Here is a 25,228-nt window from a genome sequence, read left to right as displayed (position 1 = left end):
GGGCTACTGTCCCTGCCCGTGACCGAACCTGTTTATGTGACCGAAACGCGGACCGCGTACGACACCGTTGCCGAGAATTACGCCGAGATGCTGAAGGACTTCCTTCAGGACGCCACCTGGGACCGCGCGGTGCTCGCCGCCTTCGCCGAACTCGTCGGCGAAGGGCCGGTCGGCGACCTGGGCTGCGGCCCAGGACGGCTGACCGGGTATCTGAAGTCGCTCGGGCTGGACGTGTTCGGGGTCGACCTGTCCCCGGAGATGGTCGCGGTCGCCCGCCGGACGCATCCGGATCTCCGGTTCGACGTGGGCACGCTGGCCGCGCTCGACCTCGACGGCGATTCCCTCGCGGGCGCGCTCGCCTGGTACTCGCTCATCCACACGCCGCCGGAGGAGCTTCCGGTGCTGGCGAAGGAACTCTGCCGGGTGCTGCGGCCGGGCGGCTGGCTGCTGACCGCGTTCCAGGTCGGCGAGAACCAGCGCAAGCGCATCGAAAACGCCTACGGTCACGACATCGGGGCCGACGCGTACCGGCTGGACCCGGACTTCATGGCGCAGCTGCTCGCCGACGCCGGATTCGTGGTGGACGCGCGCGTGGTGCGCGAACCCGGGCCCAGCTACGAGGCGACGCAGCAGGCGTACTTGATGGCCCGCAAGAAGGAGTGAGGAACGTCCACTGGGGACAGAAGGGGACGGGGACTTCTCCCTGTCCCCTTCAACATATAGCGCACCCCGGGGCTTGCGGCAAGGCCCGGGTGGTGCTCCACAATCGTCCGCCGGAGCCGCTGCCTGCGGAAAGACCGCGGGCGGGACCGGCTCCGGGACCGGGGACGAGAAGTACATGGTGGACGTGATCGTGGTGGGGGCCGGGCCGGCGGGCGTCATGCTGGCCGCGGAGCTGCGGCTGCACGGGGTGCGTGTGGTCGTGCTGGAGAAGGAGGCGGAGCCGCCGAAGTTCGTGCGGGCGCTGGGGATGCACTCGCGCACCATGGAGGTGCTGGACCAGCGGGGAATGCTGGAGCCGTTCCTCGCCGAGGGGTCGACGCATCCGGTCGGGGGTTTCTTCGCGGGGATCGCGCGGCCCGCGCCGGAGCGGCTGGACACCTCGCATCCGTACGTGCTGGGGCTGCCGCAGCCGATCACGGACCGGCTGCTGGCCGAGCACGCGGTGCAGGCGGGCGCGGAGATCCGGCGCGGGTGCGAGGTCGTCGGGCTGAGCCAGGACGACGAAGGGGTGACCGTCTCGCTCGCCGACGGCGGGGAGCTGCGGGCGCGGTATCTGGTCGGCTGCGACGGCGGACGGAGCACGGTGCGCAAGGCGCTCGGCGTCGCGTTCCCGGGAGAGCCCGCGCGGCGCGAGGTGCTGCTGGGCGAGATGGAAGCGACGGCGGATCCCGCCGAAATCGCCGCTCTGGTCATGGAAATCCGCAAGACGCAGCTGTGGTTCGGGGTCGGGCCGGCCGGGAACGGGAGGTTCCGCGTCGTCGTGCCGGCCGCCGGCGTCGTCGAGGACCGGGAGGCGCGGACGCCGACGCTGGAGGAGGTCAAGCACCAGCTGCGCGAGTACGCCGGGACGGATTTCGGGGTCCACTCCCCTGTCTGGCTCTCGCGGTTCGGGGACGCGACCCGGCAGGCCGAGCACTACCGCGTCGGCCGGGTGCTGCTGGCCGGCGACGCGGCGCACGTCCATCCGCCGCTGGGCGGGCAGGGGCTCAACCTCGGGATCCAGGACGCGTTCAACCTCGGCTGGAAGCTCGCCGCCGAGGTCAACGGCTGGGCTCCGGAAGGGTTGCTGGACACCTACGAGGCCGAACGGCATCCGGTCGCGGACGCCGTGCTGGACAACGTGCGCGCGCAGGCCGTGGTGATGTCGCCCGATCCGGACGGGCGCGCGATGCGGCGGCTGCTGACCGAGCTGATGGCGTTCGAGGAGGTCAACAAGCTGCTGCTGGAGAAGGTGCTGGCGCTCGACATCCGGTACGACTTCGGCGACGGGCATCCGCTGCTCGGGCGGCGGATGCGGGACGTGGCGCTCAAGGGCGGGCGGCTGTACGAGCTGATGCACCAGGGCCGCGGGCTGCTGGTGGACCAGAACGGGCGGCTGTCGGCGGAAGGCTGGGCGGACCGGGTCGACCATGTCGTGGACGTGAGCGAGGACCTCGACGTCCCGGCGGCGTTGCTGCGGCCGGACGGGCACGTGGTCTGGGCCGGCGAGGACCAGCGGGAACTGGACGAGCACCTGGCGCGCTGGTTCGGCGCTGCGCGGACGTAACGGGTGGGGCGGGTTTCCCGGCTTGGCTGGGGGTGCCGGGAAACCCGCCCGCGGTCAGGGATGCACCGGACCGCCCCAGCAGTCCTGTTTGCCGAGCCGCACGGACGTGTTGGTGTACACGCCGTCGGCGATCGTGTCCCCCATGATCGACCGCTGGTCGGCCGGGCGCGGCCACTGGTAGCACCAGTGCTGGGCGAAGTAGCCGCCCGCCGCCTGGATCGGGTCGAAATCGCAGATGCCGTCGGTCTGGATGCAGTAGCGGATGGAGCGGACCCCGGCGAAGTCCGGGCGGCCCGCGCCGAACGAGACGTACCCGCCGAACGGCGACGGCAGGCCGGTGCCCGGCGGAAGCGTCGCGCTGATCCCGGTTCCGGCCGGGCCGGGCGGCTGCATCGGGTCGGCGAAGAGTTTCGCGCTGAACTTCGCCTTGTCCACGCCGAGCTGGTCGTCGGCGATGTCGTTCAGCACCATGTTCGCCACGATCGCGCCCTGGGAGTAGCCGACGACGGTGAACTCGGCGTTCGGGTTCTCGCGGTAGGCGTCCTGGACGACCTGGCGGCCCCGGTCGTGTCCGATCGCGACGCTCTGGTCCATCGGGGTCTGGTCGCAGTCGGGCGCGCCGGCGGCTCCGGCGGGATAGTCCACGACCCGCGCGATGCCGCCCTGCAGCCACTCCGGACGGTAGACCGACGCCTTCCCGTCGCAGGTGCCGCCGATCAGGATGTAGTAGTGCGCGTCGTCGGCGAACGCCGGTGTCGCGCTGGCGAATCCGGCGCCGAGCGTGGCGACGGCCGCGCCGATCAGCGCGAGCCTCCTGACTTTCTTCACAATGGGATCCCCTCCGCGTCGAATGGTCAGCACGTTTACTGAACGCGTTCGGAAAGCTACGGAGAAGCAATGAAATCCTGCTGAAAGCATGATCGCCGCCGGACTGCGGCGGGCGCTGATGCCGCTGGTCGGGCGGCATGAGCGCCCGCTCCGAGTCCACCGGATCGGGTGACCGGCGCGGCGGTCAAGCGCGGCGAGCAGCGGGAATGTCGTGCAGGGGCGGACCGCCGACCACGGTGTTCTGGATGGTGCCGATCCCCTGCACGCTCATGCGGACGGTGTCGCCGATGCGCAGCGGCGGCGGTTGCCGGTCGCCGTGCCATCCCCACAGTTCGGCGAGGCAGCCGCTGCCGCAGGTTCCGGAGCCGAGGACGTCGCCGGGACGGACCCAGGTGCCGCGGCTGGCGTAGGCGATCAGCTCGGCGAAGGTCCAGGCCATGTTCGCGAGCGTGTCGCCGCCGATGCGGGTGTCGTTGACGAAGACCTCCATGGCGAGGTCGTACCGGCCGCCGCTCTCGAAGCCGGCCAGTTCGTCCGGGGTGACCAGCACCGGACCGAGGGTGGTGGCGGTGTCCTTGCCCTTGGCCGGTCCGAGCCCGACGCGCATCTCGCGGCTCTGCAGGTCGCGGGCCGACCAGTCGTTGAGGATGGTGAACCCGGCGATGTGGTCCACGGCCTCGGCCGGGGACAGGTTGAAGCCCGCTTTGCCGATCACGACCGCGACTTCGAGTTCGAAGTCCAGGACTTCGCACCCGGGCGGCATCGGGACCGGGACTCCGGAGCCGATCGCGGCGTGCGGATTGGTGAAGTAGAAGGCGGGCGCTTCGTACCAGGCGTCCGGGACCTCGCTGCTCCCGGTGATCGCGCGGAGCGAGCCTGCCGTGTGCTGCTCGAAGGTGATGAAGTCGCGGATGCTGGCGACCGGCGCCGGGACGGCGATCGGCGCGGTTTCGTCCCAGGCCGCCTGCTGGCCCGTCGTGGCGGCGTCGCCGGCGGCGAGCACCTCGAAGACGTCCGCGGTCTCGGGGAGCAGATCGATGCGGTCGCCGTCGACGACGCCGTAGCGCGGCACCCCGTCGACGAGCAGGGAACCGATTCTCATGCCGCCTCCTCGTCGAAGATCGCCACCGCACGGGTCCATCCGGCCGACGCCGCGTGGATCTTGACCGGGAAGCAGGCGATCTGGAATCCGGTGGCCGGGAGGTGCTCCAGGTTGTGCAGCTTCTCGAGGTGGCAGTAGCCGATCTCGCGGCCGGCCCGGTGGCCCTCCCAGATGATCGAGGCGTCGTGGTCGCGGGCGTAGCGCTCGGCGGTGAACAGGAACGGGGCGTCCCAGCTCCAGGCGTCGGTGCCGGTCACCCGCACCCCTTGTTCGAGCAGGTGCAGGGTGGCGGCGCGGCCGACTCCGCAGCCGGAGCTGACGTAGTCGTCCTCGCCGTAGCGGGTGCCGGCCCGGGTGTTGACCACCACGATGTCGAGCGGGCGCAGCCGGTGGCCGATCCGGTCGAGTTCGGCGTCGATGTCGGCGGGCGTGACGACGTGGCCGTCGGGCAGGTGCCGGAAGTCCAGCTTGACGCCCTCCTGGAAGCACCAGTGCAGGGGCACCTCGTCGATCGTCATGGCCCGGCGGCCACCGTCCATAGTGGACGCATAGTGGTAGGGCGCGTCGAGATGGGTGCCGTTGTGGGTGGTGGCCTCGATCCGCTCGATCGCCCAGCCTTCGCCGTCGGGCAGGTCCGCGGCCGTCGCGCCGGGGAAGAAGCGGAGCAGGTCCGGGACCGACTGCTGATGGTCTACGTAGGTGATCGAGGGCCGGTGGCCGGGCGGGTCGGAGGCGATCCCGTCCCGCAGCGGGACCGAGATGTCCACGAACTGTCGCATGCTGGTCCTTTTATCGGGGGATGACGGGAACGAGCAGGTGGGAGGCGTGGTCGCCGCCGAGGTGGACGACGGCGGAGGTCGCCGGGCGGCGGAGACCGGGGTGGTCGTGGGTCATGAAGCCGAGGTCGCTGTCCCCGGTGACCAGTTCGAGGCGCAGCCGCTCGCCCGGGGCGAGGGTGATGCTGGTGGGCCAGATCTCGACCTCGAGCAGGGTCGGCTCGCCGGGCACGAGCGGGATCTCGCGGTCGTGGGGGTGCCACGGCCGGTGCGGCAGCGACCGCTCGGGATCGGTCTCGCGGTGAGAAGCCCTGAGCCAGCCCATGGTCATCGGGACCGGGCCGCCTTGCGGGCCGACGGCCGGGATCGGCTCGCCGTCGGTGCCGATGTGCTGCACCCGCGCGAAGACGTCGAGGTCGTCCTGCTCGGCGCTGAGCCACAGGCGCAGCGCGACCGGACCGGTCAGCTCGAGCGGTTCGGACACCGGGGCCGTGTCGAAGCTGGCGGGATAGGCCACTGTCGCGGCGTCTGCGGGCGGGTCCCAGTCGAGGACGCCGTCGCCGAGGTGAAGCTCGCGCCACTGCGTCTGCGGGAGCGGGAAGTCCGCGGCGTCTCGCCACTCGACCTCGCGCCCGTGCCGGATCGCCAGCCGCACCGGGGCCACGCCGTCCATCCGGTCGGGCTGGTCTTTGAGGAAGCGGTCGAGGAAGCGCAGCTGCAGGTCCAAGGCCCAGTCGGCGTAGTAGGGATCGATGTGGGTGCCGGTGTGCACGACGAGCCACTTCTCCCGCGAAGCCGCGCGGGCCCAGCCTTCGAGGTTGCCGCGCAGGTGGACGTGCAGGGCGCCCCAGTTTCCGGCCGACAGCACCGGCACCGTGACCCGGTCGAGATCGACCAGGTGCGCTTGGTGGTAGTCGTCGAGCACGGGATGCCGCGGGAGCACCTCGCGCCAGTCGTCGCCGTCCTCGCTGTTGCGCTGGGGCGTGATCTGGCGATCCCACCAGAACTCGACGAACCCGTGGGCGTACAGGCCGCCCTGGTAGACGAAGTCACGGTAGAAGTCGGTCGCGCCTTCCCAGGCCACGATCGCGGCGAGGTGCGGCGGCTGAAGCTCCGCCACCCGCCAGCCCATCATCGCCAGCCACGAGATGCCGCTGGAGGCCACCTTTCCGGTGGACCACGGCTGCTCGGCCGCCCACTCGACGACGTCGTAGAAATCCTCGGAATCGCCCGGGCTCATCAGGTCCATCCGGCCGGGCGACTTGCCGGTGCCCCGGGTGTCGGCGCGCAGCACCGCGTAGCCCCGCGCCGTCCACCACTCCGGATCCGGGGTCTCCCAGACCATGTGCTCGTGGTGCGGGACCAGGTCGTAGAGCGGATAGCGGTCCGGCCAGTGCACGTCCTTGCCGTACGGGCTGATCGACGCCAGCACCGGAAACGCGCCGGGGTCGTCGGGGTCGTCGGGAAGGAACACGTCGGCCAGGATCGGCGAGCCGGTGCGGGTGGGGACCTCGATGTCCCGTTCGATGCGCATCTCAGTACTCCTGGAGTCTTCGCTGTTAAAGCAAGTCGACTGGCGTCTGGAGTATGGGCGCTGTCCCGCGCTAAAGCAAGCGGACTTGTATTAGAGTGGCGTCCCGTGAGCGATGCGGAGGTCCGGCGACGACCTGGCGGACGAGCGGCCCGGGTGCGCGCGGCTGTTCTCGACGCCACCACGCAGGTCCTGCAGGAGCAGGGCCTGGCGGGCCTGAAGGTGTCCGAGGTGGCGCAGCGCGCGCAGGTGAACGAGACGACGGTCTTCCGCCGGTGGGGCACCCGCGAGAACCTCATCATCGACGCCCTGCTCGCCGACGCCGCCGAACAGCTCCCGGTGCCCGACAGCGGGTCTTTGCGCGAGGACCTGCTCGCCTACGCCACCTCGCTCGCGAGCTACCTGACCTCCCCCGCCGGCAACGCCCTCGAGCGAACACTGGCCTCGGCCGGCGACGACCCGGCCACCCAGCAGCTGCGCGACCAGTACTGGGACGCCCGCTACGCCCAGTCCGGCCAGATCGCCGCGCGGGCGGTCGAGCGCGGAGAGCTGCCCGAGGCCACCGATCCCCGCTTCGTGCTGCAGATGCTCGTCGCCCCGCTGCACTTCCGGATCGTGCTCACCCGCGAGCCGCTCGAACCGGACCTGCCTGCCCGGATCGTCGACACCCTCCTCCACGGGCTCGGCTTCCCGGGGATGCTGGACCGCCCGCACCAGGTGCGGCGGGCGGCGGTCTGTAGCGCCGTGGCAGGCACGAACGGCAGGCGGTCGGTGCCGTCTCGAAGTCGGGCAAGTAGGCACCGCGCCCACCGCCACGGATGGACAACGCGCTGTCACCCACAAGGCTGGTCGGCGAAGCGACGCCGCCCGGCCTTTCCCGAGCCCTGCGACGACCGGCGACACATCCGTCGCCCGTGGGACTTGGTCGGGCGAAGCGCCGCCGCCCCCGACTCTCCCAAGCCCGGCGACGACTGACAACGCACCGCCAGTCGCGAGACCGGTCAGCAAGGCAACAACGGTCCGTCCCTCCCGAGCCCGCGACAACGCACCCGTCGTCCGCGGGACGGGTCAGCAAAAGCCACACCGGCCCGTCTCTCCCAAGGCCCGCGACGACCGGTGCCGCACTGCCAGCCACAAGGTTGGTCAGCAAGGCCGCACCGCGCCGTCCCTCCCGAGCCCCGCGACGGCCAGCAACGCGCCGCCAGCCGTGAGACCGGTCGGCGAACCACGCCGCCCCGTCTTTCCCGAGCCCGGCGACGACCAGCAACGCACCCGTCGCCCGCGTGACTGGTCGGGCGAAGCCGTCCCGCCCGGTCTTTCCCAGGCGCCGCAGGGCCTCCGACCGTGCGCGGGTCAGCGGGCGCGCGGCGTGAATTCCGCGAGATCCGGCAGCGGCGGCACCTCCCTGGCGTACACGTCCGCAGCCAGCACTCCGGTCGTGACCCGCGTGGCCGTGCGGTGGCCGAGTTCGTCGAGGATTTCCTGCTCAGTCCGGCCCCGGGCGAGCAGCAGCAGGAACGGGTCGGCGTCGAGCAGCCACGCGACCTGGAACGACAGCGCGGCGGCGTGCCGGCACGGGAGTTCCCAGCCGGGGCAGTCGCAGTCCGGGTCGAGGTCGCCGATGCCCGGCAGCAGCGGGACGACCTCGGCCAGCTCCGGCGGCAGATGCCGGTCGAGCAGCGCGGCGAGGTGCCCGGAGTGGTCGGCGGCGCGGTCGAGCAGCAGCTCCCAGTCCGATGTGGACAGTTCGGCCAGGTGCACGTTAGTGCGGTACGGGCCGTCGTCGGCGTCCTCGGTGGTGGCGGTGATCCGGCCCGGGCTGACCGTGATCGGCCCGACCAGGCCCGCCGCGGCGTAGCTGCGGCCCTTCTTCAGCTGCCGCAGATCGAGCGCGGTGTCCTCCATCGCCTGCAGCCACGCGCGGCCCCACCAGGTGCGTGCGAACGGACCGCGGCCGGTGCGGGCGGGGAACGCGGGGAATCCGCGGACCCGGTCGGTCATCGCTGCCTCCGGAGGGTGACGAGTTCGGCCAGTTCGGCGTCGGTGAGTTCGGTGAGCGCGGCCTCGCCCGAGGCGAGCACCGCGTCGGCCAGCGCCCGTTTTTCGCGCAGCATCACCGCGATCCGGTCCTCGACCGTGCCTTCCGCGACCAGCCGGTGCACCTGCACCGGCCGCGTCTGCCCGATCCGGTAGGCCCGGTCGGTCGCCTGGTCCTCGACCGCCGGGTTCCACCACCGGTCGTAGTGCACGACGTGATCGGCACGGGTGAGCGTGAGACCGGTGCCCGCCGCCTTCAGCGACAACAGGAACACCGGCACGTCGCCGTTCTGGAACCCGCGGACCAGCTCCTCGCGCCGGGCGACCGGGGTGCCGCCGTGCAACAGCTGCGCCGGGACGCCGCGCGCGGCGAGGTGCCGTTCGAGCAGCCGCGCCATCGCCACGTACTGGGTGAACACGAGCACCGCGCCGTCCTCGGCGAGGATCGTGTCGAGCAGTTCGTCGAGCAGCTCGAGCTTCCCGGACCGGCCGGCGAGCGGGCTGTCGCCGGCCTCGCCGAGGTAGTGCGCGGGATGGTTGCAGATCTGCTTCAGCGCGGTGAGCAGCTTGACCACGCGGCCGCGGCGGGCCATGCCGTCGCTCGCGGAGATGTCGGCCATCAGCTCGCGCACGGTCGCCTCGTACAGCGACGCCTGCTCCGCGGTGAGCGACACCGGACGGTCGGTCTCGGTCTTGGCGGGCAGCTCGGGCGCGATGCCCGGGTCGGATTTGCGGCGGCGCAACAGGAACGGCCGCAGCAGCCGGGACAGCTGCTCGGCGGCCGCCGGGTCGGTCCCGGACTCGACCGGCTTGCCCCAGCGGCCGCGGAAGTCGGCGAGCGGGCCCAGCAGTCCGGGCGTGGTCCAGTCGAGGATCGCCCACAGTTCGGTGAGCGTGTTCTCCACCGGCGTGCCGGTGAGCGCGACCTTCGCCGTGGAAGGCAGCAGCCGCAACGCTTTCGCCGTGTCGGAGCGGTGGTTCTTCACGTGCTGCGCCTCGTCGGCGACCAGCAGGTCCCAGTTCACCCCGGCCAGCGGAGCCGGGTCGGTCCGCAGGGTGCCGTAGGTGGTGAGGACGAAGCCGCCGCCGAGATCGTCCAGCGACCGCGCGGTGCCGTGGAACCTCCGCACCGGCACGCCGGGCGCGAACCTGCGGATCTCCGTTTCCCACGTGCCCAGCAGCGAAGCCGGGCACACGACCAGCGTCGGGCCGGTGCCGCGGTGCAGGTGCAGCGCGATGAGCGTGACGGTTTTGCCGAGACCCATGTCGTCGGCGAGACAGCCGCCGAGACCCAGTCCGGTGACGGTGTCGAGCCACTGCAGGCCGCGCAGCTGGTAATCGCGCAGGGTCGCGGCCAGCCCGGCCGGCTGCGGCACCGGTTCGGGATCGGCGGACAGCCGCGCGCGCAGGTCTTCGAGCCAGCCGTCGGTACGGACCTCGACCTGGTCGCCGTCGACCTCGGTGCGGCCGGTGAGCGCGACGCCGAGCGCCTCGATCGCGGTGAGCGGTTTGAGCGTGCGGTCCCTGGCCCGGTCCGCGGTCTTGCGGTCCAGCAGCACCCACCTGTCCCGCAGGCGCACGACCGGACGCTGGGCCTCGACGAGCGCGTCGAGTTCCGTGACAGTCAGCTCGGCGTCTCCGAGCGCGAGCTGCCAGTCGAACTGCAGCACCCGGTCGCCGCCGAAGAACGAGCGCGCGTCCGACGGCGCGTCGCCCGGCCGGATCACCGCTCGCGCGGCCAGCCCGGTCAGCTCGGCGGGCCAATGCACCGCCAGCTCCGCGGCGTCGAGCGCGCCCGCGAGCAGTTCGGCGATCTCGCGGTCTCCCAGCGCGACCGACGACGGAACCGCCGCCGACAGCAGCGGAGCCAGCGCCGGCCACACCTCCGCCCCGTGCCGCAGCGCCAGCAGGACCTCGTGCCGGGCCTCCTGCGTGCCGGTGCGCCACAGTTCCTCGGCGTCGACCAGCGGCTCGGTCCCGCCGTGCACCTGGACGACCGCGCGGAACCGGCCGCCCGCCAGATCGTCCGATTCGATCCGCAGCGACACGCGCAGCGCGGGCTCCACTCCGGCGACGTCGCCGAGGAACCGCATCAGCAGCGGATACGGCTCCGGCAGCCTTGCCGGGTCGCCCGGAATCGGCGTCGCGTGGGCGTGCGGCGGCATCGCGTCGGCGAGCCGGCGCAGCCACGCTTCCTCGTCCGGATCGAGCGGCCCGGTCCAGCCCGCGTCGGCGAGCCGTTGCGCGGCCTCGGCCGCCAGCGCCCAGAACCGCGCCGACGGATCCGCGAGCGACCGCAGCACCGGCACCGCCTCCGCGGTCGGCAACCGCAGCGCGGGCACCGTGCGCGGCCCGTCCGGCAGCACGACCTCGACCGTGCCGGGCGCCCCGGGACCGTCCGGCTCCGCGCCGTCCGGTCTCCAGAACACGACCCGGCCCGGTTCCACCACGACTGAATTCAGCGTTCCGCCCTCCCCTGGCTGGACTCTCCGGGATAGTCTACCCGAAAACTCTGTACTGTGTACGAGGAGCGAGATGGACACCGACGAACCGGGCGATCCGCGGCGCACCATCGAACTGCTGTGGGGCGTGCCCGGTCCCCCGCGCCGCGGCCCGAAGCCCAAGCTTTCGGTCGAGCACGTCGTGCGGGCCGGGATCCGGGTCGCCGACGCGGACGGGCTGGACGCGGTCACCATGCGCCGGATCGCCGACGAGCTGGGCGTCGCGACGATGTCGCTCTACACCTACGTGCCCGGCCGCGACGAGCTGCTGGAGCTGATGCTCGACCACGCGCACGGCGAACTCCCCGGCGAGCTGCCGGAAGGCTGGCGGGCCGGGCTCGCCGCGGTCGCCGAAGACCTGTGGCGGCTCTACCACCGGCATCCGTGGCTGCTGGAGATCCGCGTCGGCCGCCCGACGCTGGGCCCGCACACCTTCGCCAAATACGAGCGCGAACTGGCCGCGATGGACGAACTCAGCCTCGACGACGTGCAGCTCGACGCGATCGTCAGCCTGGTCAACGGACTGGTCGCCGGAGCCGCGCGCGGTTCGGTGGACGCGTCCCGCGCCGCACGCCGCAGCGGGATGACCGACCTGGTCTGGTGGAACCGGTCCGCGCCCGTGCTGGCCGAGATCCCCGCAGCCGATCCGGTGCACTTCCCGCGCGCGAGCCGGGTCGGCACCACCGCGGGGCAGACCTACGGCGGGTCCTCGGATCCCGAGCACCACTTCCGGTTCGGGCTCGACCGCATCCTCGACGGGATCGCTCAGCTGGCCGGAGCCTGATCGCGGGAAATTGTCGGTGCCGGGGTTTACCGTGCGGAGAGTGCCGGCGGAACCCGTTCGCCGCCGAAGAACGAGGAGGGAGCACGCAGTGGCTGGGGAGCACGACGCCGCGGTCGCGCAGGCGTTCCGCGACGAGTGGGGCTCCGTCGTGGCCACGCTCATCCGCGTCACCGGAGACTGGGACCTCGCCGAGGAATGCGCCCAGGACGCGTTCGCGCTCGCCGTCCGCACCTGGCCGCGCGACGGCGTTCCCGACCGCCCCGGCGCGTGGCTCACCACCGCCGCCCGCAACCGCGCCGTCGACCGGCTCCGGCGCGCGGCGACGGGAGCGGACAAACTCCGGGAGGCCGCGCGCCTCGTCGCCCCGGAGGACACTGTCCACAGTGGAACCAGCGGGGTGGAGGACGACCGGCTCCGGCTCATCTTCACCTGCTGCCATCCCGCGCTCGCCTTCGAAGCGCAGGTCGCGCTCGCGCTGCGCACGCTCGTCGGGCTCAGCACCGCGGAGATCGCCCGCGCGTTCCTGGTGTCCGAATCCACGATGTCGCAGCGTCTCGTCCGGGTGAAACGCAAGATCCGCGCCGCCGGGATCCCGTACCGGGTGCCGCCCGCGCACCTGCTGCCCGAACGCACCGCCGCCGTCCTCGGCGTGCTGTACCTGCTGTTCAACGAGGGCTACTCGGCCAGCGAAGGCGACGACCTCCAGCGCCCCGACCTGGCCGCCGAGGCCATCCGGCTGGCCAGGCTGCTGTGCGCGCTGATGCCGGACGAACCCGAGGCCACCGGTCTGCTCGCGCTCCTCCTGCTGCAACACGCCCGCCGCAGCACCCGAAACGCGCCCGGCGGCGAACTGATCCCGCTCGACGAACAAGACCGGAGCCGGTGGGACGCCGCGGCGATCGCCGAAGGCACCGCGCTGCTGGAGGGAGCGCTGCGCCGCCGCAGCCCCGGGCCGTACCAAGTGCAGGCCGCGATCGCCGCGTGCCACGCCACCGCCGCGCGCGCCGAGGACACCGACTGGGCGCAGATCGCCGGGCTCTACCTCGAACTGCTGCGCTTCCGGCCGGACCCGGTGGTCGAGCTGAACCGCGCGGTCGCGGTCGGAATGGCCTTCAGCCCCGAAGCCGGGCTCGCCCTGGCCGACCGGCTCACCGGCGAACTGGCCGGGTACCACCTGCTGCCCGCCACCCGCGCGGACTTTCTCCGCAGGCTCGGCCGCACCGAAGAAGCGCAGGTCGCGTACACCGAAGCGCTCGCGCTGGCCCGCACCGGAGCCGAACGCGGCTACCTCCGCAGAAGACTTTCGGAAATTTCTTCGCCGGAGGTGTCTGTCTCGGTCGCGGCCGTTCGTCGGGAGGGCAAACCCGCCCGAACCCCGGAAGGACAGCCATGATCACCAAGACCCTTCGCGTGCCCGGCGCGGAGATCCGATACGACGTCGCGGGCTCCGGGCCGCTGCTGTTCCTCGTGCCCGGCGGACCCGCCGACGCCACCGCGTTCGCCGCCCTGCGTCCGTACCTCGCCGACCGCTACACCGTGGTCACCTTCGACCCACGCGGCCTCTCGCGCAGCCAGCCGGCCGAACTCGCGGACGACCTGGTCGGGCAGCACGCCGAGGACGTGCAGCAGCTGCTCGCCGAACTGGGCGGCGGCCCGGTTTCGGTGCTGGCCAACAGCGGCGGCGCGATCACCATGCTCGAACACACCACCCGCTATCCCGGCGCGGTGCGAACGCTCGTCGCGCACGAACCGCCGGTCAGCCGTTATCTCGGCGCGCTGCTGGCCGACTTCCCGGACATCCCGGCGATCTACCGGGAACAAGGTGTCGACGCGGCGATGGGAGCGTTCATGGCCGCCAGCGGATTCGAGATCCCGCCGCCCCCGGAGCACCCCACCCCCGAGGAAATCGAGCAGGGCCAACGGATGCGCGGCAACTTCGAGGTGTTCTTCGGCAGGCTGATGCCCGCGATCGGAGCCTGGGAACCCGACCTCGAAGCGCTCTCCGCCGCCGGCACCCGGATCGTCGTGGCGGTGGGCGACGCGGCCGGAACCCCGGCGTACGAGGCAGGCGTCGGCTTGGCCCGCGCACTCGGCGGCGAGCCCGTCCGGTTCCCGGGCGACCACGGCGGCTTCTCCTCCGAGCCCGAGGCGTTCGCCGCCCGCCTCGCCGAAACCCTGAACCAGGAGAACTGATGCGCTACCTGCTGATGATCGCCGGATCCGAGGAGCCGACCGAGGAACAGCTCGCGATCGGCTGCGGCGGCTGGTCCGACGACCTGCTGGAACGCGGCATCCTCGTCGGCGGCGGAGGCCTGCACCCGCCCGCGACCGCCACCACGGTGCGCGTGCGGGACGGGGAGGTCCTGCTCAGCGACGGGCCGTTCGCCGAAACCAAGGACCAGATCGGCGGCTACGCCGTGCTCGAATGCGCCGACCTCGACGAGGCCGTCGACCACGCGTCCCGCCACCCGGCCGCCTCGTACGGCACCATCAGAAGTCCGCCCGCTCCTCGGCTGAGCCGTATTCCGGAAAGGAACCCGATGCCCTCCATTGTGGACAGAAACGAGCAACGCTACGTCGGCTACCGCGCGACGGTCGCCTTCGACGGAATGGCCGACGTCGCACACCGGATCGCCGCGATCATCGGCGCGCTCGCCGAACGCGGCCTCCAGCCCGCCTGCGCGCCGTTCCTGCGCTACCGCGTGCTCGGCACGGACATGCAGACCGTCACCGTCGAGGCCGGAGTGCCCGTCGCCGAACCCGTCGACCTCGGCGACGAGTACTTCAACGACGCACTCCCCGCCGGGAAATACGCGCAGGCCACCCACCACGGCTCACCCGACGGCCTCTTCGCCGCGACCGCCGACCTGCTCGCCTGGGGCGAAAAGGAAGAGGTGCGCTGGGACCGCACCATCGAGGCCGACGGAGAACACTGGGCCGCCCGGCTCGAGATCTACCGCACCGACCCGCGAGCGGAGCCGGACCCGGCGAACTGGGACACCGACCTCTGCTTCCGGCTCGCCGACTGACCCGCCAGCGAGGGCGCGCCGTGGCCTGACGACGGGCTTGAGGACTCGCTGACTGATCCGCCGATGGTTCCGGGGGCCACACGCCGGAGGACGCCGACGGTCTCGGGCTCGCCGACGGATCCGGCGGTCGTCCTGGGACGCGCCGCGGACTGCCGACTGGCCGGGGACCGCCGTGGGCTGACGACGGGCCGGGGCTTGCCGATTGGTCCGCCGATGGTTCGTGGCCGTGCTTCGTGGGCCGCCGACAGACTCGGGCTCGTCGACCGATCCGCCGATGGACCCGGGCCGCACATCGTGGGCCGCCAGCGGACCAGGCTCGCCGACGGATCCGCCGGTGGTTCCGCGCCACACGCCGTGGGGCACCAACGGCCCAGGTTCGTCGAGTGATCCGCCGGTGATCCTGGGGCGAGGCGAGCCGGAGTGCCATGGCAGCCCGGATCGCCGACCGCTCGCGGCTCGGGATCAAGTGCCCCTGGCTGAGGACCGCCACGGTCAGAGGGCAGCCGATCCGCCAGCCGTGCCAGGGATCAGGCGCGCCCTGACGGCCAAAGCATCAAGGTCACCGACCGACGGGACGGGGGCCGGGCGCGGCGACCGATCCACGTGCGGCCGGAATCAACCGCGGCCATCAACGCGCCGGGCGATCCCATGCGACCGGAACCGCCCGGCCACCGATGCGCTAGCCCGCCGAGCAACCGTCAGCGGTCCGGGGTCACGCGCCCCGGGTCACCAAAGCACCTACGAGACAACCGAATCCGGCTACCGACAGCACGGTTCGCGCCGTGTTCCACCGCACCCACGGCTTCTCGAACCGGGCGCGCAGCGTGGCGAAGTCGGCCGTGTCCTTGTCGAGGGCGTTGTTCATCGGCACGTTGACCGCGCCGGTGATCACCAGCGTCGCCACCAGCAGCGCCGCGCCCGCGATGAGCCACGGCAATCCGCCCTCCGCGCCGCTCGTCGCGTGCAGGACGACCGCCGCGATCGCGAGCAGCGGTGCGCCCAGGAAGGACAGCATGAACCAGCCGTTGACGATGGCGACGTTCATCCCGCGCATCGCGGTCACGAACGTGTGATCGTCGGCGCGGGCGAGGCCCGGCATCACCGACACCGTCCACGCGTAGAACAACCCGGCGATCAACCCCGCCGCGACCACTGCCGCCACGAGCACCACCTCGGAAACGATCACCATCGTCCTGCCTTCCGTTTCGTCCCCCAGCACAGACCAGTCAACCCGCATACCGCGAGACGATCCATCGGTTATCCGCTCGGAACCATGCGCGATCGTCTCAACCAGGAGACCTCATGCAGCACGCTCTTCCCCACGGAGTCACGCTCGGCACCGAGCACTTCGGCGACCCGTCCGCGCCGCTCGTCCTGCTGGCCGGCGGCACCACGATGCTGTCCTGGCCGGACGCGCTGTGCGAGGCCCTCGCCCGCGGCGGACGGCACGTCGTCCGCTACGACCTCCGCGACGTCGGCACCTCGACCACCGTCGATCCGGACGCCCCGGCCTACACCTTGCGCGACCTCGCCGCCGACGCCGCCGCGCTCGCCCGCGAACTCGACGACCGGCCCGCGCACCTGGCCGGAATCGGGGTCAGCGGAATGGTGGCCCAAGTCGCCGCGCTCGACTATCCGGACGCGTTCTCCGCCCTGACCCTGTACGGAACGCGGCCTGTCGCGCCGGGCCCGGTCGATCCCGATCTTCCCGACCACGACGCGAATTCACTGCAGAAGCTGTTCTCCCGGCCGATGCCGGACTGGTCGGACCGGGCCGCGGTCGCCGACCACGTCGCCGCCAGTGCCGCGATCCTCGGCAATGATCCCGACCAGGCGCGGGCCGTCGCCTCCCGTGTTTTCGATCGGGCGGCCAGCACCGAGCCGTCAGTGCAGATGGCGAACCACTTGGGCATGGTGTTCTCGAAGCTCGACTGCACGCCGCGCTGGCGCGAACGGCTGCCGGAGATCGCGATTCCCGCCGTCGTGGTGCACGGACGCCGCGACGTGTTCTTCCCGGTCGGCAACGGAGAAGCCCTCGCCCGTGAGATCCCCGGCGCGCGGCTGCTCGTCCTGGAAGATGCCGCGAGCGCGATTCCGGACGCCGCGGCCGAGGAGATCGCTGCGGCGATGCTGGCGGTCTGAGCCGGAGTCATGCCTTCCGGGTCACCAAGGCACCCACGAGACAACCGAATCCGGCCACCGACAGCACGGTTCGCGCCGTGTTCCACAGCACCCACGGCTGCTCGAACCGCGCGCGCAGGGCGGCGAAATCGGCTCCCGCCGCGGCGAGCGCGTCGTTCATCGGCACGTTGACCGCGCCGGTGATCACCAGCATCGCCACCAGGAGCACCGCGCCCGCGATCAGCCACGGCAGCTCGCCGCGCGCCCGGCTGATGAAGCAGAGAACCACCGCGAGCAACGGCGCGCCCAGGAACGACAGGAGGAACCAGCCGTTGAGGATCGCGACGTTGATCTCGCGCATCGCGGTCACGAAGGTGTGGTCGTCAGCGTGGGCGAGGCCCGGCATCACCGATACCGCGTACGCGTAGAACAGGCCCGCGATCAGTCCCGCAGCGACCACCGCCGCCACCAGAACCGCCTTCGCTGCCGCCATCGTCGTCCTGCCTTCCGTCCGTCGGGAACGGAACTCAGTGAACTCACTCCGGCCTGGACGATCCATCGGCTATCCGCTCGAAGGCATGCGTTGTCGTCTCATCGAGGCCGGCGCTAGCCTCGCCTGGTGGACCCGCTCACCGCGTTGCTCGAAGGACCCCGCGCGCACGGCGCGTTCCTGCTCCGGTCAGTGCTGCGCCCGCCGTGGTCGCTGCGGATCGAGGACGAGGCGCCGCTGACCGTCCTCGCGGTCGTCCGCGGCGACGCCTGGCTCGGACCGGCGGCGGACGCGCCGGTGCGGCTCGGCGCCGGCGACGTCGCCGTTCTCCGCGGGCCCGACCCGTACCTGGTCGCCGACGACCCGGCCACCCCGCCGCAGGCGGTGATCCAGCCCGGCCAGGTCTGCGTCACCCCGGACGGCGGGCACCTCGCCGACCTGACCGACCTCGGCGTCCGCACCTGGGGATCCGGCCTCGACGGTCCGACCGTGCTGCTCACCGGCACCTACCCGACCGTCGGCGAGGTCTCGCGCCGGCTGCTCGCCGCGCTGCCCCCGGTCGTCACCGCCGAGACCGCGGACGACCCGCTGGTCGCCCTGCTCGCCGCCGAGATCGACCGCGACACCCCCGGACAGGAAGCGGTCCTCGACCGGCTGCTGGACCTGCTGCTCGTCCGCGTCCTGCGGGAATGGCTCGACCGCCCGGCTGCGCCCTCCTGGTACCGCGCGCACAGCGACCCAGTGGCCGGACACGCCCTGCGCCTGCTGCAGGACCAGCCCGAACACCCGTGGACCGTCGCCGGTCTCGCGAGCGCGACCGGCGTGTCCCGCGCCGCGCTGGCCCGGCGGTTCACCGACGCGGTCGGAGAGCCGCCGATGACCTACCTCTCCGCCTGGCGGCTCGCTCTCGCCGCCGATCTCCTGCGGCAGCAGCCGGACGCGACGCTCACCGCGATCGCCCGGCAGGTCGGCTACCGCAGCCCCTTCACGCTCAGCGCCGCGTTCAAACGGGAGTACGGGCGCAGCCCGCAGCACTACCGCCTGCGCGAACCCGCCTGAGCGCCCGCCCGAATCCGGCCAGAAGCAGCCCAGGGACGGAGTCACGCCGCACGCGTCGGATCTCCTAGCCGGGCGCGGGAACCCTTCCGCCCCAAGCAAACCCCGGGCAGTTCAGTCCTCCTCGCCGAACATCGTCGCGAACAGGTGCCGCACCTTTTCCGCCGCGCCGTCGGACAGGAACAGCTCCATGTTGTCCGCAGACATCCGCGCGGCCGGCTCGGCGCGGTCGAACATCGCCTCCTCGAACTTCCGCACGTCGCCGCCTTCGGCCAGGTTCAGGGCGAGTTCGGCGCCGTCGCGCATCGCGAGGTTCGCGCCCTGCCCGGCGAACGGCGACATCAGGTGCGCCGCGTCGCCGATCAGCGTCACGCCCGGTGCCGGGTCCCACCGCAGCCCGACCGGCAGCGCGGTCAGCGGATACACCTGCACCGGCCCGGACGTGGCGTCCAGCAACGCCAGGAACTCCGCCGGCCACGCGGCGAACAGCTCCTTCAGCGCGACGCGGGCGCGGTCCGGGTCGTCGAACGGGATCCCCGACGTCTCGACCCAGTTCTCGTCGCCGCGCAGGCTCAGGTGGACCCGGATCGTGCCGTCCCCGTTGCGCTGCGCGGAAAGCGTCTGCCGGTCCCCGATCGAGGAGAAGCTGCCTCGCCCGACGAGAGCCGACTCCGCCGGGTGCGCCCGGTCCGCGTCGTGGATGACCAGCTCCATCCCGTACGCGCCGCAGTGCTCCGGCTCCGCGTCGGTGAGCAGGGGACGGATTCTCGACCGCGCGCCGTCCGCGCCGATCAGGAAATCGCACTCCAGAGTTTCGCCGCCGGACAGGTGGACACGATGCCGTCCGTCGCCGAGCGTCTCGGCACCGGTCACCGCGTGTCCCCAGTGGACAGTGCCCTCGGGCAGCGCGTCGAGCAGCAGCTTCCGCAGCGCCGGCCGGTCGGCCTCGGGACGGCCCCAGCGCGCCTCGCCGTCTTCCGGCGTGATTTCTTGGCGCAGCAAGGTTCCCGCGGAGTCGTACAGGACCATGTCCTGCCCCTCCGGACGGGCGATCGCGCAGTAACCGGCTTCCAGACCGGCCTCGCGCAGCGCCCATTGCCCTTCGTCCACCGCCAGGTCCAGCGTGCCGCCCTGCACCCGCGCGCCCGGCCCGGCGTCGCGTTCGCAGACCACGGCGTCGATGCCGTGCACCCGCAGCACCCGCGCGCAAGTGAGCCCGCCGAGCCCGCCCCCGGCAATGACGATTCGCATGATGGCACCCCCTCGATACACTGTATTAATGAAATACACTGTATCGGAAGCGTCCCGGTACTGTCACCCGGGAAAGGGGCGAGCATGGACGAACTGGTGTGGGAGCGGCCCGAGCCGCCGGCGCGCGCGACGCCGACGCCGCTGAGCCGCGCCCGCATCGTTGAGACCGCCTGTGCCCTCGCCGACGAGGGCGGGCTCGAAGCGGTCTCGCTGCGCAAAGTCGCGGCCGCGCTCGGTGCCGGGCCGATGCGGCTGTACGGCTACCTCGACACCAAAGAGGAACTGCTCGACCTGATGACCGACGCCGTCTACGGCGAGATTCCCTTGCCGGATCCGGAAACCGAGGGACTGGCGGCCCTTCGCGCGCTCGCCCACGGCTGCCGCGCGGCCGTCCAGCGGCACGAATGGTTCGCGGACCTGATCGGCGGACGCCCCGGGCTCGGCCCGAACGCGCTCGCGTACCTGGAGGCATCGCTCGCCGCCACGGCCGGCCCCGGTCCGATCGAGGACGCCATGATCACCGTGTTCACCGTGCACGCCTACGTGACCGGCGCCGTGCGCAGCGAGATCCGCGAGCGGCGGCTCATCAACGACACCGGCGTCGACGAGAAGACCTGGCAGCGCGCCGCCGGGCCGTACCTGCAGCGGATGTTCGACACCGGCCGCTACCCCACCCTGCTGCGCACCGCCCGCGACGCCGTCCACCCGGACTCCGACGCGGTCTTCTCCGCCGGCCTCGACCGGGTGCTCTCCGGGCTCTCCCTCGGCTAGTTACCGCTTAAGCGGCAAGATAGGCGCATGGACACCGCCGCACTGGGCCCGACGACCCGCGTCATGCACGCGATGGAACGGCTCTGGGCCGAGATCCGGCGGCGGCACGCGGACGTTCCCGAAGCGATCCTCGTGCTGGCCTCCGGGACGATGGGCACCACCACCGAAATCCACGGCCACTTCGCGCGGTCCCGCTGGCACGTCGGCGAAGGCGTCGAACCGCGCGCCGAGTTCTTTCTCGGCGCGGAAGGCCTCCGGCGCGGCGCGGCCGAAATCCTCTCCACCACGCTGCACGAGGCCGCGCACGGGCTCGCCGCCACGCGCGACATCGTCGACGTCAGCGACGGCCGCTACCACAACAAACGGTTCGCCGCGCTCGCCGCCGAACTCGGCCTGCGCGCCGAACAGGCCGACCGGATCGGCTGGTCCGCCACCACCGCGCTCCCCCGGACTCTCGAGGCGTACCAAGAGGAACTCGCTCGGCTTGAAGCCGCGCTGACCGTGTGGCGGCACACCGAACAGGAGGTCGCGCGCCGCGCCGTCGCCGCTCCGCCGGGCGATCCGGACGACCCCGAAGCACCGGACGAGCTGGGCGAACCGGCCGCGCCGCCGGTGGTGATCGCCCCGGTCGACGGCCGCGGCGCGCACCGCGGCGGGCCCAACTACGTCGCGGCGATCTGCCGGTGCGAACCGCCGCGCCGGATCCGCGCGGCCCGGTCGATCCTGGAGCTGGGGCCGATCACCTGCACGTTGTGCGCCGAACCGTTCATCGAGGCCTGACCGCTGAAGCGGTTACCCGAGCCAGCCGCGATGCAGCGCCGGAGCGAGTTCGTGCGCGGCCGAGTCCCGGATGGCGTTCTCGTCGTGGAGGTAGCCCTCCGTGGTCGACAGCGCCGAGTGCCCGAGGTCGCGCTGCACCTGACGCGGCGGGACCCCTCGCTCGATCGCGTGCGTCGCGTAGGAATGGCGCGCCGAATGCGGGTGGATGGTGTCGCACAACGGCTGCAGGTGTGTCGCGACGAACCTGCCCTCGGCGGTGTCGAGGACTTCCCGCAGCCGCGCGGTCTTGGGTTCCTGGCAGAACGTCGCGCACAGCCGGCGCAGCAACGCGGTCACATGCGAAACGTGCACGCGCGCGCCGGTGCCGGTGACGAACAGCGGCTCCGCCCGGTTCGCGCCGACCTGCCCGCGCAGCGCCGGGACCTGCGGCGTGACCCGGTCCGCCAGATAGGCGTCGAGCGCGTCCGCCACCGGAGCGGCGAGCGCGACCTCGCGGTCCTTGGATCCCTTGCCGTGCACGCGAAGCACGCCGATGCCGCCCGCCGTCGGACGCCGGTAGTCCCCCAGATCGACGCCGACGAGTTCCTCCGCGCGCACGCCGGTGCCGATCAGGATCTCGACCATCGCCCGGTCGCGCAGGCCGTTGCGGCTGTGCTCGACCAGCAGCCACGCCGCGAGCAGCAACGCCCGGCACGCGTCGAACGACCAGCGCGCGGTCTGCGACGGGACGCCGGACGGACGGTTGAGATGCTGCGCCCGCCGGTCCACCAACGCGGCGGGATTGTGCCCGGCCAGGCCTTCCCGCAGCAGGTACTTGCGGTAGAACGCGGACACCGCCGACAGCATCCGGCCGCGCGTCGAATCGCGGTATCCGGCCCGCGCCAGCTCGTCCAGCCACTGCTCGACGTGCTCCACCCGGACGTCGGCGAACGACGTGAACCCGTTGCGCAGGCACCAGGGCAGCCACGCGAGCGCGTCCGGATCGGCGCGCCGGGCGCGGCCGCGCCGGCGTCCCGGGTCCGGCGGCTGGTAGCCGGGCACCCAGTCGAGCGGGATGCCGAGATCGGTCGCGTACGCGACGCGGGTGTTGAGCGACGCGTAGACGCGCAGGAACTCCCCGAACCGCTCCCGCGCGTCCTTGCCCGCTTCCCCGGCATCGGTGAGCGCGAGGGTCATGCGCGCCCGCCCGGATACAGCGCGGCGACGCCGGCGAGCACGAGGTCGATCCCGGCGAGGAACTGCTCGCGGTCGTCGTGCTCGCTCATCTGGCTCGCCATCGCCCGCGTCGTCTCGTACTCGACGGGATCCAGCGCCTCCCACGCCTCCGCCGTGGCGGCGAGGAATTCGGCCCGGTCCGCGTCCGGTTCGGTCACCTGGCTGTTCGCCGCGTTCTGCCCGGCCGCGCCCAGGACGTAGTGCATCAGCACCGACGTCGCGGTGAACCAGTGCTCTTCCGGCACGCCGAGCGCGCGGACCCGGCGGCCGAGGCTTTCGAGGATCCGCGGCGTCACCGGCCCGCCGGGGCTGCGCGACAGCTGGAGCAGCAGCTGCGCGGCGAGCCACGGATGCGCGTCGATCGCGGAAAACAGCCCGAGCGCGACCGCGTGCACCTCCTCCCGCGGCGACCCGGCCGGCTCCGCCGCCAGCGCGTCCGCCACCACCGCGTCGGTCGCGGCGACGAGCAGCTCGCCCTTGTTCGCGACGTGCCAGTAGATCGCGCCCGGCCCGGTGGCGAGGCGTTCGGTGAGCACCCGGAACGTCAGGCCGCTCTCGCCAGCCGCGTCCAGCAGTTCCACCGCCGCCTCGACGATGCGTTCCCGGGAAAGCGCCTCCGTGCGCCGCTGTGCCCGGCGCGTCCGCGTTGCCATGCGCCCATCTTGACACATCTGGAGTGCCGTTCCACTATGGAATGGCGTACCAGAACTCTCTAGCGAAGGAGTCTTGCCATGAACACGCCTGTCACGATCGTCGGAGCCGGGCTCGGCGGTCTCACCCTCGCCCGCGTCCTGCACGTCCACGGAATCCCGGCGGCGGTCTACGAAGCCGAACCGTCCCCGACGCCACGCGCGCAGGGCGGCCTGCTCGACATCCACGACTACAACGGTCAGCTCGCCGTCGAAGCCGCCGGCCTGACCGCCGAATTCCAGAAGCTGATCCTCGAAGGGAGACAAGAGATCCGGCTGTTGAGCCGGGACGGGACAGTGCTGTTCAAACAGCCGGACGACGGCACCGGCGGCCGTCCCGAAGTCCACCGCGGCGAGCTGCGGCAGCTGCTGATCGACTCGCTTCCGGAGGGCACTGTCCACTGGGGACACAAGGTCGCCGGCGTGCGCGCCGTGGCCGAGGGCTACGAGGTCGCCTTTGCCGACGGGAGCACGGTCACCACGAACCTGCTGGTCGGCGCGGACGGAGCCTGGTCGAAGGTCCGGCCGCTGCTGTCGCAGGCCAAGCCGGAGTACCACGGCACGGCGTCCGTCGAGACCTTCCTCCACGACTCCGACCGCCGGTTCCCCGCCACCGCCGAGGCGGTCGGCGGCGGGATGCTGCTGGCGCTCGCGCCGGACCACGGCATCACGGCCCACCGCGAGCGCGACGGGATCCTGCACGCCTACGTCGGGCTGGCCCGGCCGCTGGAATGGTTCGACAGCATCGATTTCTCCGACGCCGCCGCCACGACCGCCCGGATCGCGGCGGAGTTCGACGGCTGGTCGACGGCGTTGACCGCGCTGATCACCGAAAGCGACACCGCGCCGGCCTTCCGGCCGCACTACGGCCTGCCGATCGGGCACCGGTGGGAGCGCGTGCCCGGCGTGACCCTGATCGGCGACGCCGCGCACCTCGCCCCGCCCAACGGCGAGGGCGCGAACCTGGCCATGCTCGACGGCGCCGAACTCGGCAACGCGCTCGCCGCGCATCCCGGCGACGTGGAGACCGCGCTCGCGGAGTACGAGCAGGCGATGTTCCCGCGCGGTGCGGAAACCGCGGCCGAGGGCGCTCATCTGCAACAGCAGATGTTCGGTCCCGACGCACCGCACGGCCTGCTCGCCGACTTCGTCGCCGGGACCTAAGGTCCTGGATTGCGAGCAGGCCCGCAATGCCCGCTTTAAAGGTCCGTGAGGGGAACCCTGAGGGAATCAGGGTCTGTGAAGGTGCCCCTCACGGACCTGCGGGAGAGGACGCCGGGTCAGGCTGCCGTCTCCCGGAGCGACGCCGACAGCGCGCGGGCCTCGTGCTCGGTCATCCGGTCGGTCTCGTACGGCACGCCGTTGACCCACCGCTGGGTCAGCCGGGCGATCCGCTCGCCGTAGCGCTGCGCGGTGATGCGGTCGCCGCTCGATCCGGCGTCCTCCGGGCCGAGGTCGGCGTGGCTCTGGCTCATCAGCCCGAGCCACGAGCCGAGCCGGTTGATGTCGTCGCGGGTGCCGCCGCTCCAGTTGTTGCCCGGCATGTCGCCTACGCCGATCCACTGCATGCCCAGTTGCGCCGCGAAGACCGACAGTTGCTCCAGCACGGCCAGCTTGTCGCCGCTCTGCGACGCGGACATGGTGAACCCGCCGGCCAGCTTGTCCTTCCACGCCTGCGTCGTGAACGGCGTGAACGCGGCCTCCATGAACGCCTTGAACACCGCCGACACGCTGCCCATCAGCGTCGGGCAGCCGAGCACGATCGCGTCGGAACGGTCGAGCAGCGCCATGACCTCGGCGTCGTGCCAGCGGCCCGCGACGACGTCCTCGGCCCGGATCTCGACGAGGTGCACCCGCACGCCCGGCACCTGCCGCGCTCCGTCGGCGAGGTGCTCGGCCAGGAGGCGGGTGTGCCCGTGCACCGAATGGCAGACCACCGTCACGGCAGCTTCGGGGACGCGGTCAACGGCATTGGCTGTCATGCGAAAACTTCTTCCA

The 25,228-nt window shown here is 72.1% G+C and carries 24 protein-coding genes; 12 read left to right on the top strand and 12 right to left on the bottom strand.

From position 1 onward, the window contains the following. The first annotated feature begins 18 nt into the window (after positions 1 to 18). Together RPX00_RS36745 and rox are read left to right on the top strand one after the other, a co-directional pair. Entirely contained in the window at positions 19 to 663 is a 645-nt protein-coding gene (locus RPX00_RS36745; RefSeq protein WP_406632346.1) for a class I SAM-dependent DNA methyltransferase, read from the top strand. 175 nt (positions 664 to 838) lie between these two features. Then, positions 839 to 2,269: a rifampin monooxygenase gene (gene rox, locus RPX00_RS36740; RefSeq protein WP_406632345.1), complete on the top strand. Its 1,431-nt coding sequence runs from the start codon at positions 839 to 841 to the stop codon at positions 2,267 to 2,269. A gap of 54 nt (positions 2,270 to 2,323) precedes the next feature. Here rox and RPX00_RS36735 read toward each other — a convergent pair whose 3' ends face one another. The 4 genes from RPX00_RS36735 to RPX00_RS36720 all read right to left on the bottom strand — a co-directional run bounded on the left by RPX00_RS36735 (position 2,324) and on the right by RPX00_RS36720 (position 6,509). Then, complete coding sequence (locus tag RPX00_RS36735; protein WP_406632344.1) at positions 2,324 to 3,097, bottom strand: PE-PPE domain-containing protein; 774 nt, start codon at positions 3,095 to 3,097, stop codon at positions 2,324 to 2,326. Between the two features lie 184 nt (positions 3,098 to 3,281). Then, the gene (locus RPX00_RS36730) at positions 3,282 to 4,199 is read right to left on the bottom strand and encodes a fumarylacetoacetate hydrolase family protein (RefSeq protein WP_406632343.1); all 918 of its coding nucleotides are present in this window, start codon (positions 4,197 to 4,199) and stop codon (positions 3,282 to 3,284) included. Continuing rightward, on the bottom strand, positions 4,196 to 4,978 hold the full coding sequence (locus RPX00_RS36725) for a cyclase family protein (RefSeq protein ID WP_406632342.1): 783 nt from the start codon (positions 4,976 to 4,978) through the stop codon (positions 4,196 to 4,198). The genes RPX00_RS36730 and RPX00_RS36725 overlap by 4 nt, the downstream gene beginning before the upstream one ends. A 10-nt stretch (positions 4,979 to 4,988) precedes the next feature. After that, complete coding sequence (locus RPX00_RS36720; RefSeq protein ID WP_406632341.1) at positions 4,989 to 6,509, bottom strand: CocE/NonD family hydrolase; 1,521 nt, start codon at positions 6,507 to 6,509, stop codon at positions 4,989 to 4,991. Between the two features lie 105 nt (positions 6,510 to 6,614). Here RPX00_RS36720 and RPX00_RS36715 point away from each other — a divergent pair, with 105 nt between their 5' ends. Then, entirely contained in the window at positions 6,615 to 7,481 is an 867-nt protein-coding gene (locus RPX00_RS36715; protein ID WP_406632340.1) for a TetR/AcrR family transcriptional regulator, read from the top strand. 378 nt (positions 7,482 to 7,859) lie between these two features. On the opposite strand, the gene RPX00_RS36710 is transcribed toward RPX00_RS36715, so the two are convergent. Then, positions 7,860 to 8,507, bottom strand: coding sequence for an SWIM zinc finger family protein (locus RPX00_RS36710; RefSeq protein ID WP_406632339.1), 648 nt, complete (start codon positions 8,505 to 8,507; stop codon positions 7,860 to 7,862). After that, positions 8,504 to 10,993: a DEAD/DEAH box helicase gene (locus RPX00_RS36705; protein WP_406632338.1), complete on the bottom strand. Its 2,490-nt coding sequence runs from the start codon at positions 10,991 to 10,993 to the stop codon at positions 8,504 to 8,506. Before RPX00_RS36705 ends, RPX00_RS36710 begins: the two co-directional genes overlap by 4 nt. Positions 10,994 to 11,078: 85 nt before the next feature. Here RPX00_RS36705 and RPX00_RS36700 point away from each other — a divergent pair, with 85 nt between their 5' ends. From RPX00_RS36700 to RPX00_RS36685, 4 genes are all read left to right on the top strand, one after another. Beyond that, the gene (locus tag RPX00_RS36700; protein WP_406632337.1) at positions 11,079 to 11,828 is read left to right on the top strand and encodes a TetR/AcrR family transcriptional regulator; all 750 of its coding nucleotides are present in this window, start codon (positions 11,079 to 11,081) and stop codon (positions 11,826 to 11,828) included. A gap of 88 nt (positions 11,829 to 11,916) precedes the next feature. Beyond that, positions 11,917 to 13,221 (top strand): RNA polymerase sigma factor, encoded by a 1,305-nt coding sequence (locus tag RPX00_RS36695; RefSeq protein WP_406632336.1) that lies wholly within the window; start codon positions 11,917 to 11,919, stop codon positions 13,219 to 13,221. Further along, positions 13,218 to 14,021: an alpha/beta fold hydrolase gene (locus RPX00_RS36690; protein ID WP_406632335.1), complete on the top strand. Its 804-nt coding sequence runs from the start codon at positions 13,218 to 13,220 to the stop codon at positions 14,019 to 14,021. The genes RPX00_RS36695 and RPX00_RS36690 overlap by 4 nt, the downstream gene beginning before the upstream one ends. After that, positions 14,021 to 14,857: a GyrI-like domain-containing protein gene (locus tag RPX00_RS36685; RefSeq protein WP_406632334.1), complete on the top strand. Its 837-nt coding sequence runs from the start codon at positions 14,021 to 14,023 to the stop codon at positions 14,855 to 14,857. Before RPX00_RS36690 ends, RPX00_RS36685 begins: the two co-directional genes overlap by 1 nt. A 712-nt stretch (positions 14,858 to 15,569) precedes the next feature. Here RPX00_RS36685 and RPX00_RS36680 read toward each other — a convergent pair. Beyond that, complete coding sequence (locus RPX00_RS36680; RefSeq protein ID WP_406632333.1) at positions 15,570 to 16,046, bottom strand: DUF1772 domain-containing protein; 477 nt, start codon at positions 16,044 to 16,046, stop codon at positions 15,570 to 15,572. Positions 16,047 to 16,159: 113 nt separating this feature from the next. Here RPX00_RS36680 and RPX00_RS36675 point away from each other — a divergent pair, with 113 nt between their 5' ends. Then, positions 16,160 to 16,999, top strand: a complete 840-nt coding sequence (locus tag RPX00_RS36675) for an alpha/beta fold hydrolase (RefSeq protein WP_406632332.1) — start codon at positions 16,160 to 16,162, stop codon at positions 16,997 to 16,999. 7 nt (positions 17,000 to 17,006) lie between these two features. On the opposite strand, the gene RPX00_RS36670 is transcribed toward RPX00_RS36675, so the two are convergent. Then, positions 17,007 to 17,471, bottom strand: a complete 465-nt coding sequence (locus tag RPX00_RS36670) for a DUF1772 domain-containing protein (RefSeq protein WP_406632331.1) — start codon at positions 17,469 to 17,471, stop codon at positions 17,007 to 17,009. A 126-nt stretch (positions 17,472 to 17,597) separates the two neighbouring features. Between RPX00_RS36670 and RPX00_RS36665 the strand changes: the two genes are divergently transcribed. Then, a complete protein-coding gene (locus RPX00_RS36665) occupies positions 17,598 to 18,527 on the top strand; it encodes an AraC family transcriptional regulator (protein WP_406632330.1) in 930 nt (309 codons plus the stop codon). A 111-nt stretch (positions 18,528 to 18,638) separates the two neighbouring features. On the opposite strand, the gene RPX00_RS36660 is transcribed toward RPX00_RS36665, so the two are convergent. Continuing rightward, a complete protein-coding gene (locus RPX00_RS36660) occupies positions 18,639 to 19,775 on the bottom strand; it encodes an FAD-dependent oxidoreductase (RefSeq protein WP_406632329.1) in 1,137 nt (378 codons plus the stop codon). Between the two features lie 84 nt (positions 19,776 to 19,859). Between RPX00_RS36660 and RPX00_RS36655 the strand changes: the two genes are divergently transcribed. Both RPX00_RS36655 and RPX00_RS36650 read left to right on the top strand, forming a co-directional pair. Beyond that, positions 19,860 to 20,546 (top strand): TetR/AcrR family transcriptional regulator, encoded by a 687-nt coding sequence (locus RPX00_RS36655; RefSeq protein ID WP_406632328.1) that lies wholly within the window; start codon positions 19,860 to 19,862, stop codon positions 20,544 to 20,546. Positions 20,547 to 20,573: 27 nt separating this feature from the next. Continuing rightward, positions 20,574 to 21,326, top strand: a complete 753-nt coding sequence (locus tag RPX00_RS36650; protein ID WP_406632326.1) for a hypothetical protein — start codon at positions 20,574 to 20,576, stop codon at positions 21,324 to 21,326. A 12-nt stretch (positions 21,327 to 21,338) separates the two neighbouring features. Here the strand turns inward: RPX00_RS36650 and RPX00_RS36645 are convergent, their stop codons facing one another. Together RPX00_RS36645 and RPX00_RS36640 are read right to left on the bottom strand one after the other, a co-directional pair. Continuing rightward, a complete protein-coding gene (locus tag RPX00_RS36645) occupies positions 21,339 to 22,502 on the bottom strand; it encodes a tyrosine-type recombinase/integrase (protein ID WP_406632324.1) in 1,164 nt (387 codons plus the stop codon). Further along, on the bottom strand, positions 22,499 to 23,194 hold the full coding sequence (locus RPX00_RS36640) for a TetR/AcrR family transcriptional regulator (protein WP_406632322.1): 696 nt from the start codon (positions 23,192 to 23,194) through the stop codon (positions 22,499 to 22,501). The genes RPX00_RS36645 and RPX00_RS36640 overlap by 4 nt, the downstream gene beginning before the upstream one ends. 78 nt (positions 23,195 to 23,272) lie before the next feature. Between RPX00_RS36640 and RPX00_RS36635 the strand changes: the two genes are divergently transcribed. Next, positions 23,273 to 24,394 carry an FAD-dependent oxidoreductase gene (locus RPX00_RS36635; RefSeq protein ID WP_406632320.1) on the top strand — a complete coding sequence of 374 codons (1,122 nt, stop codon included), beginning with the start codon at positions 23,273 to 23,275 and terminating at the stop codon, positions 24,392 to 24,394. 116 nt (positions 24,395 to 24,510) lie between these two features. On the opposite strand, the gene RPX00_RS36630 is transcribed toward RPX00_RS36635, so the two are convergent. Further along, positions 24,511 to 25,212 (bottom strand): flavodoxin family protein, encoded by a 702-nt coding sequence (locus RPX00_RS36630; protein ID WP_406632318.1) that lies wholly within the window; start codon positions 25,210 to 25,212, stop codon positions 24,511 to 24,513. Positions 25,213 to 25,228 lie beyond the last annotated feature (16 nt).

Source organism: Amycolatopsis sp. WGS_07 (assembly GCF_045278895.1).
Taxonomy (GTDB): Bacteria; Actinomycetota; Actinomycetes; order Mycobacteriales; family Pseudonocardiaceae; genus Amycolatopsis.
This window is presented reverse-complemented; position numbering and strand designations above follow the sequence as displayed.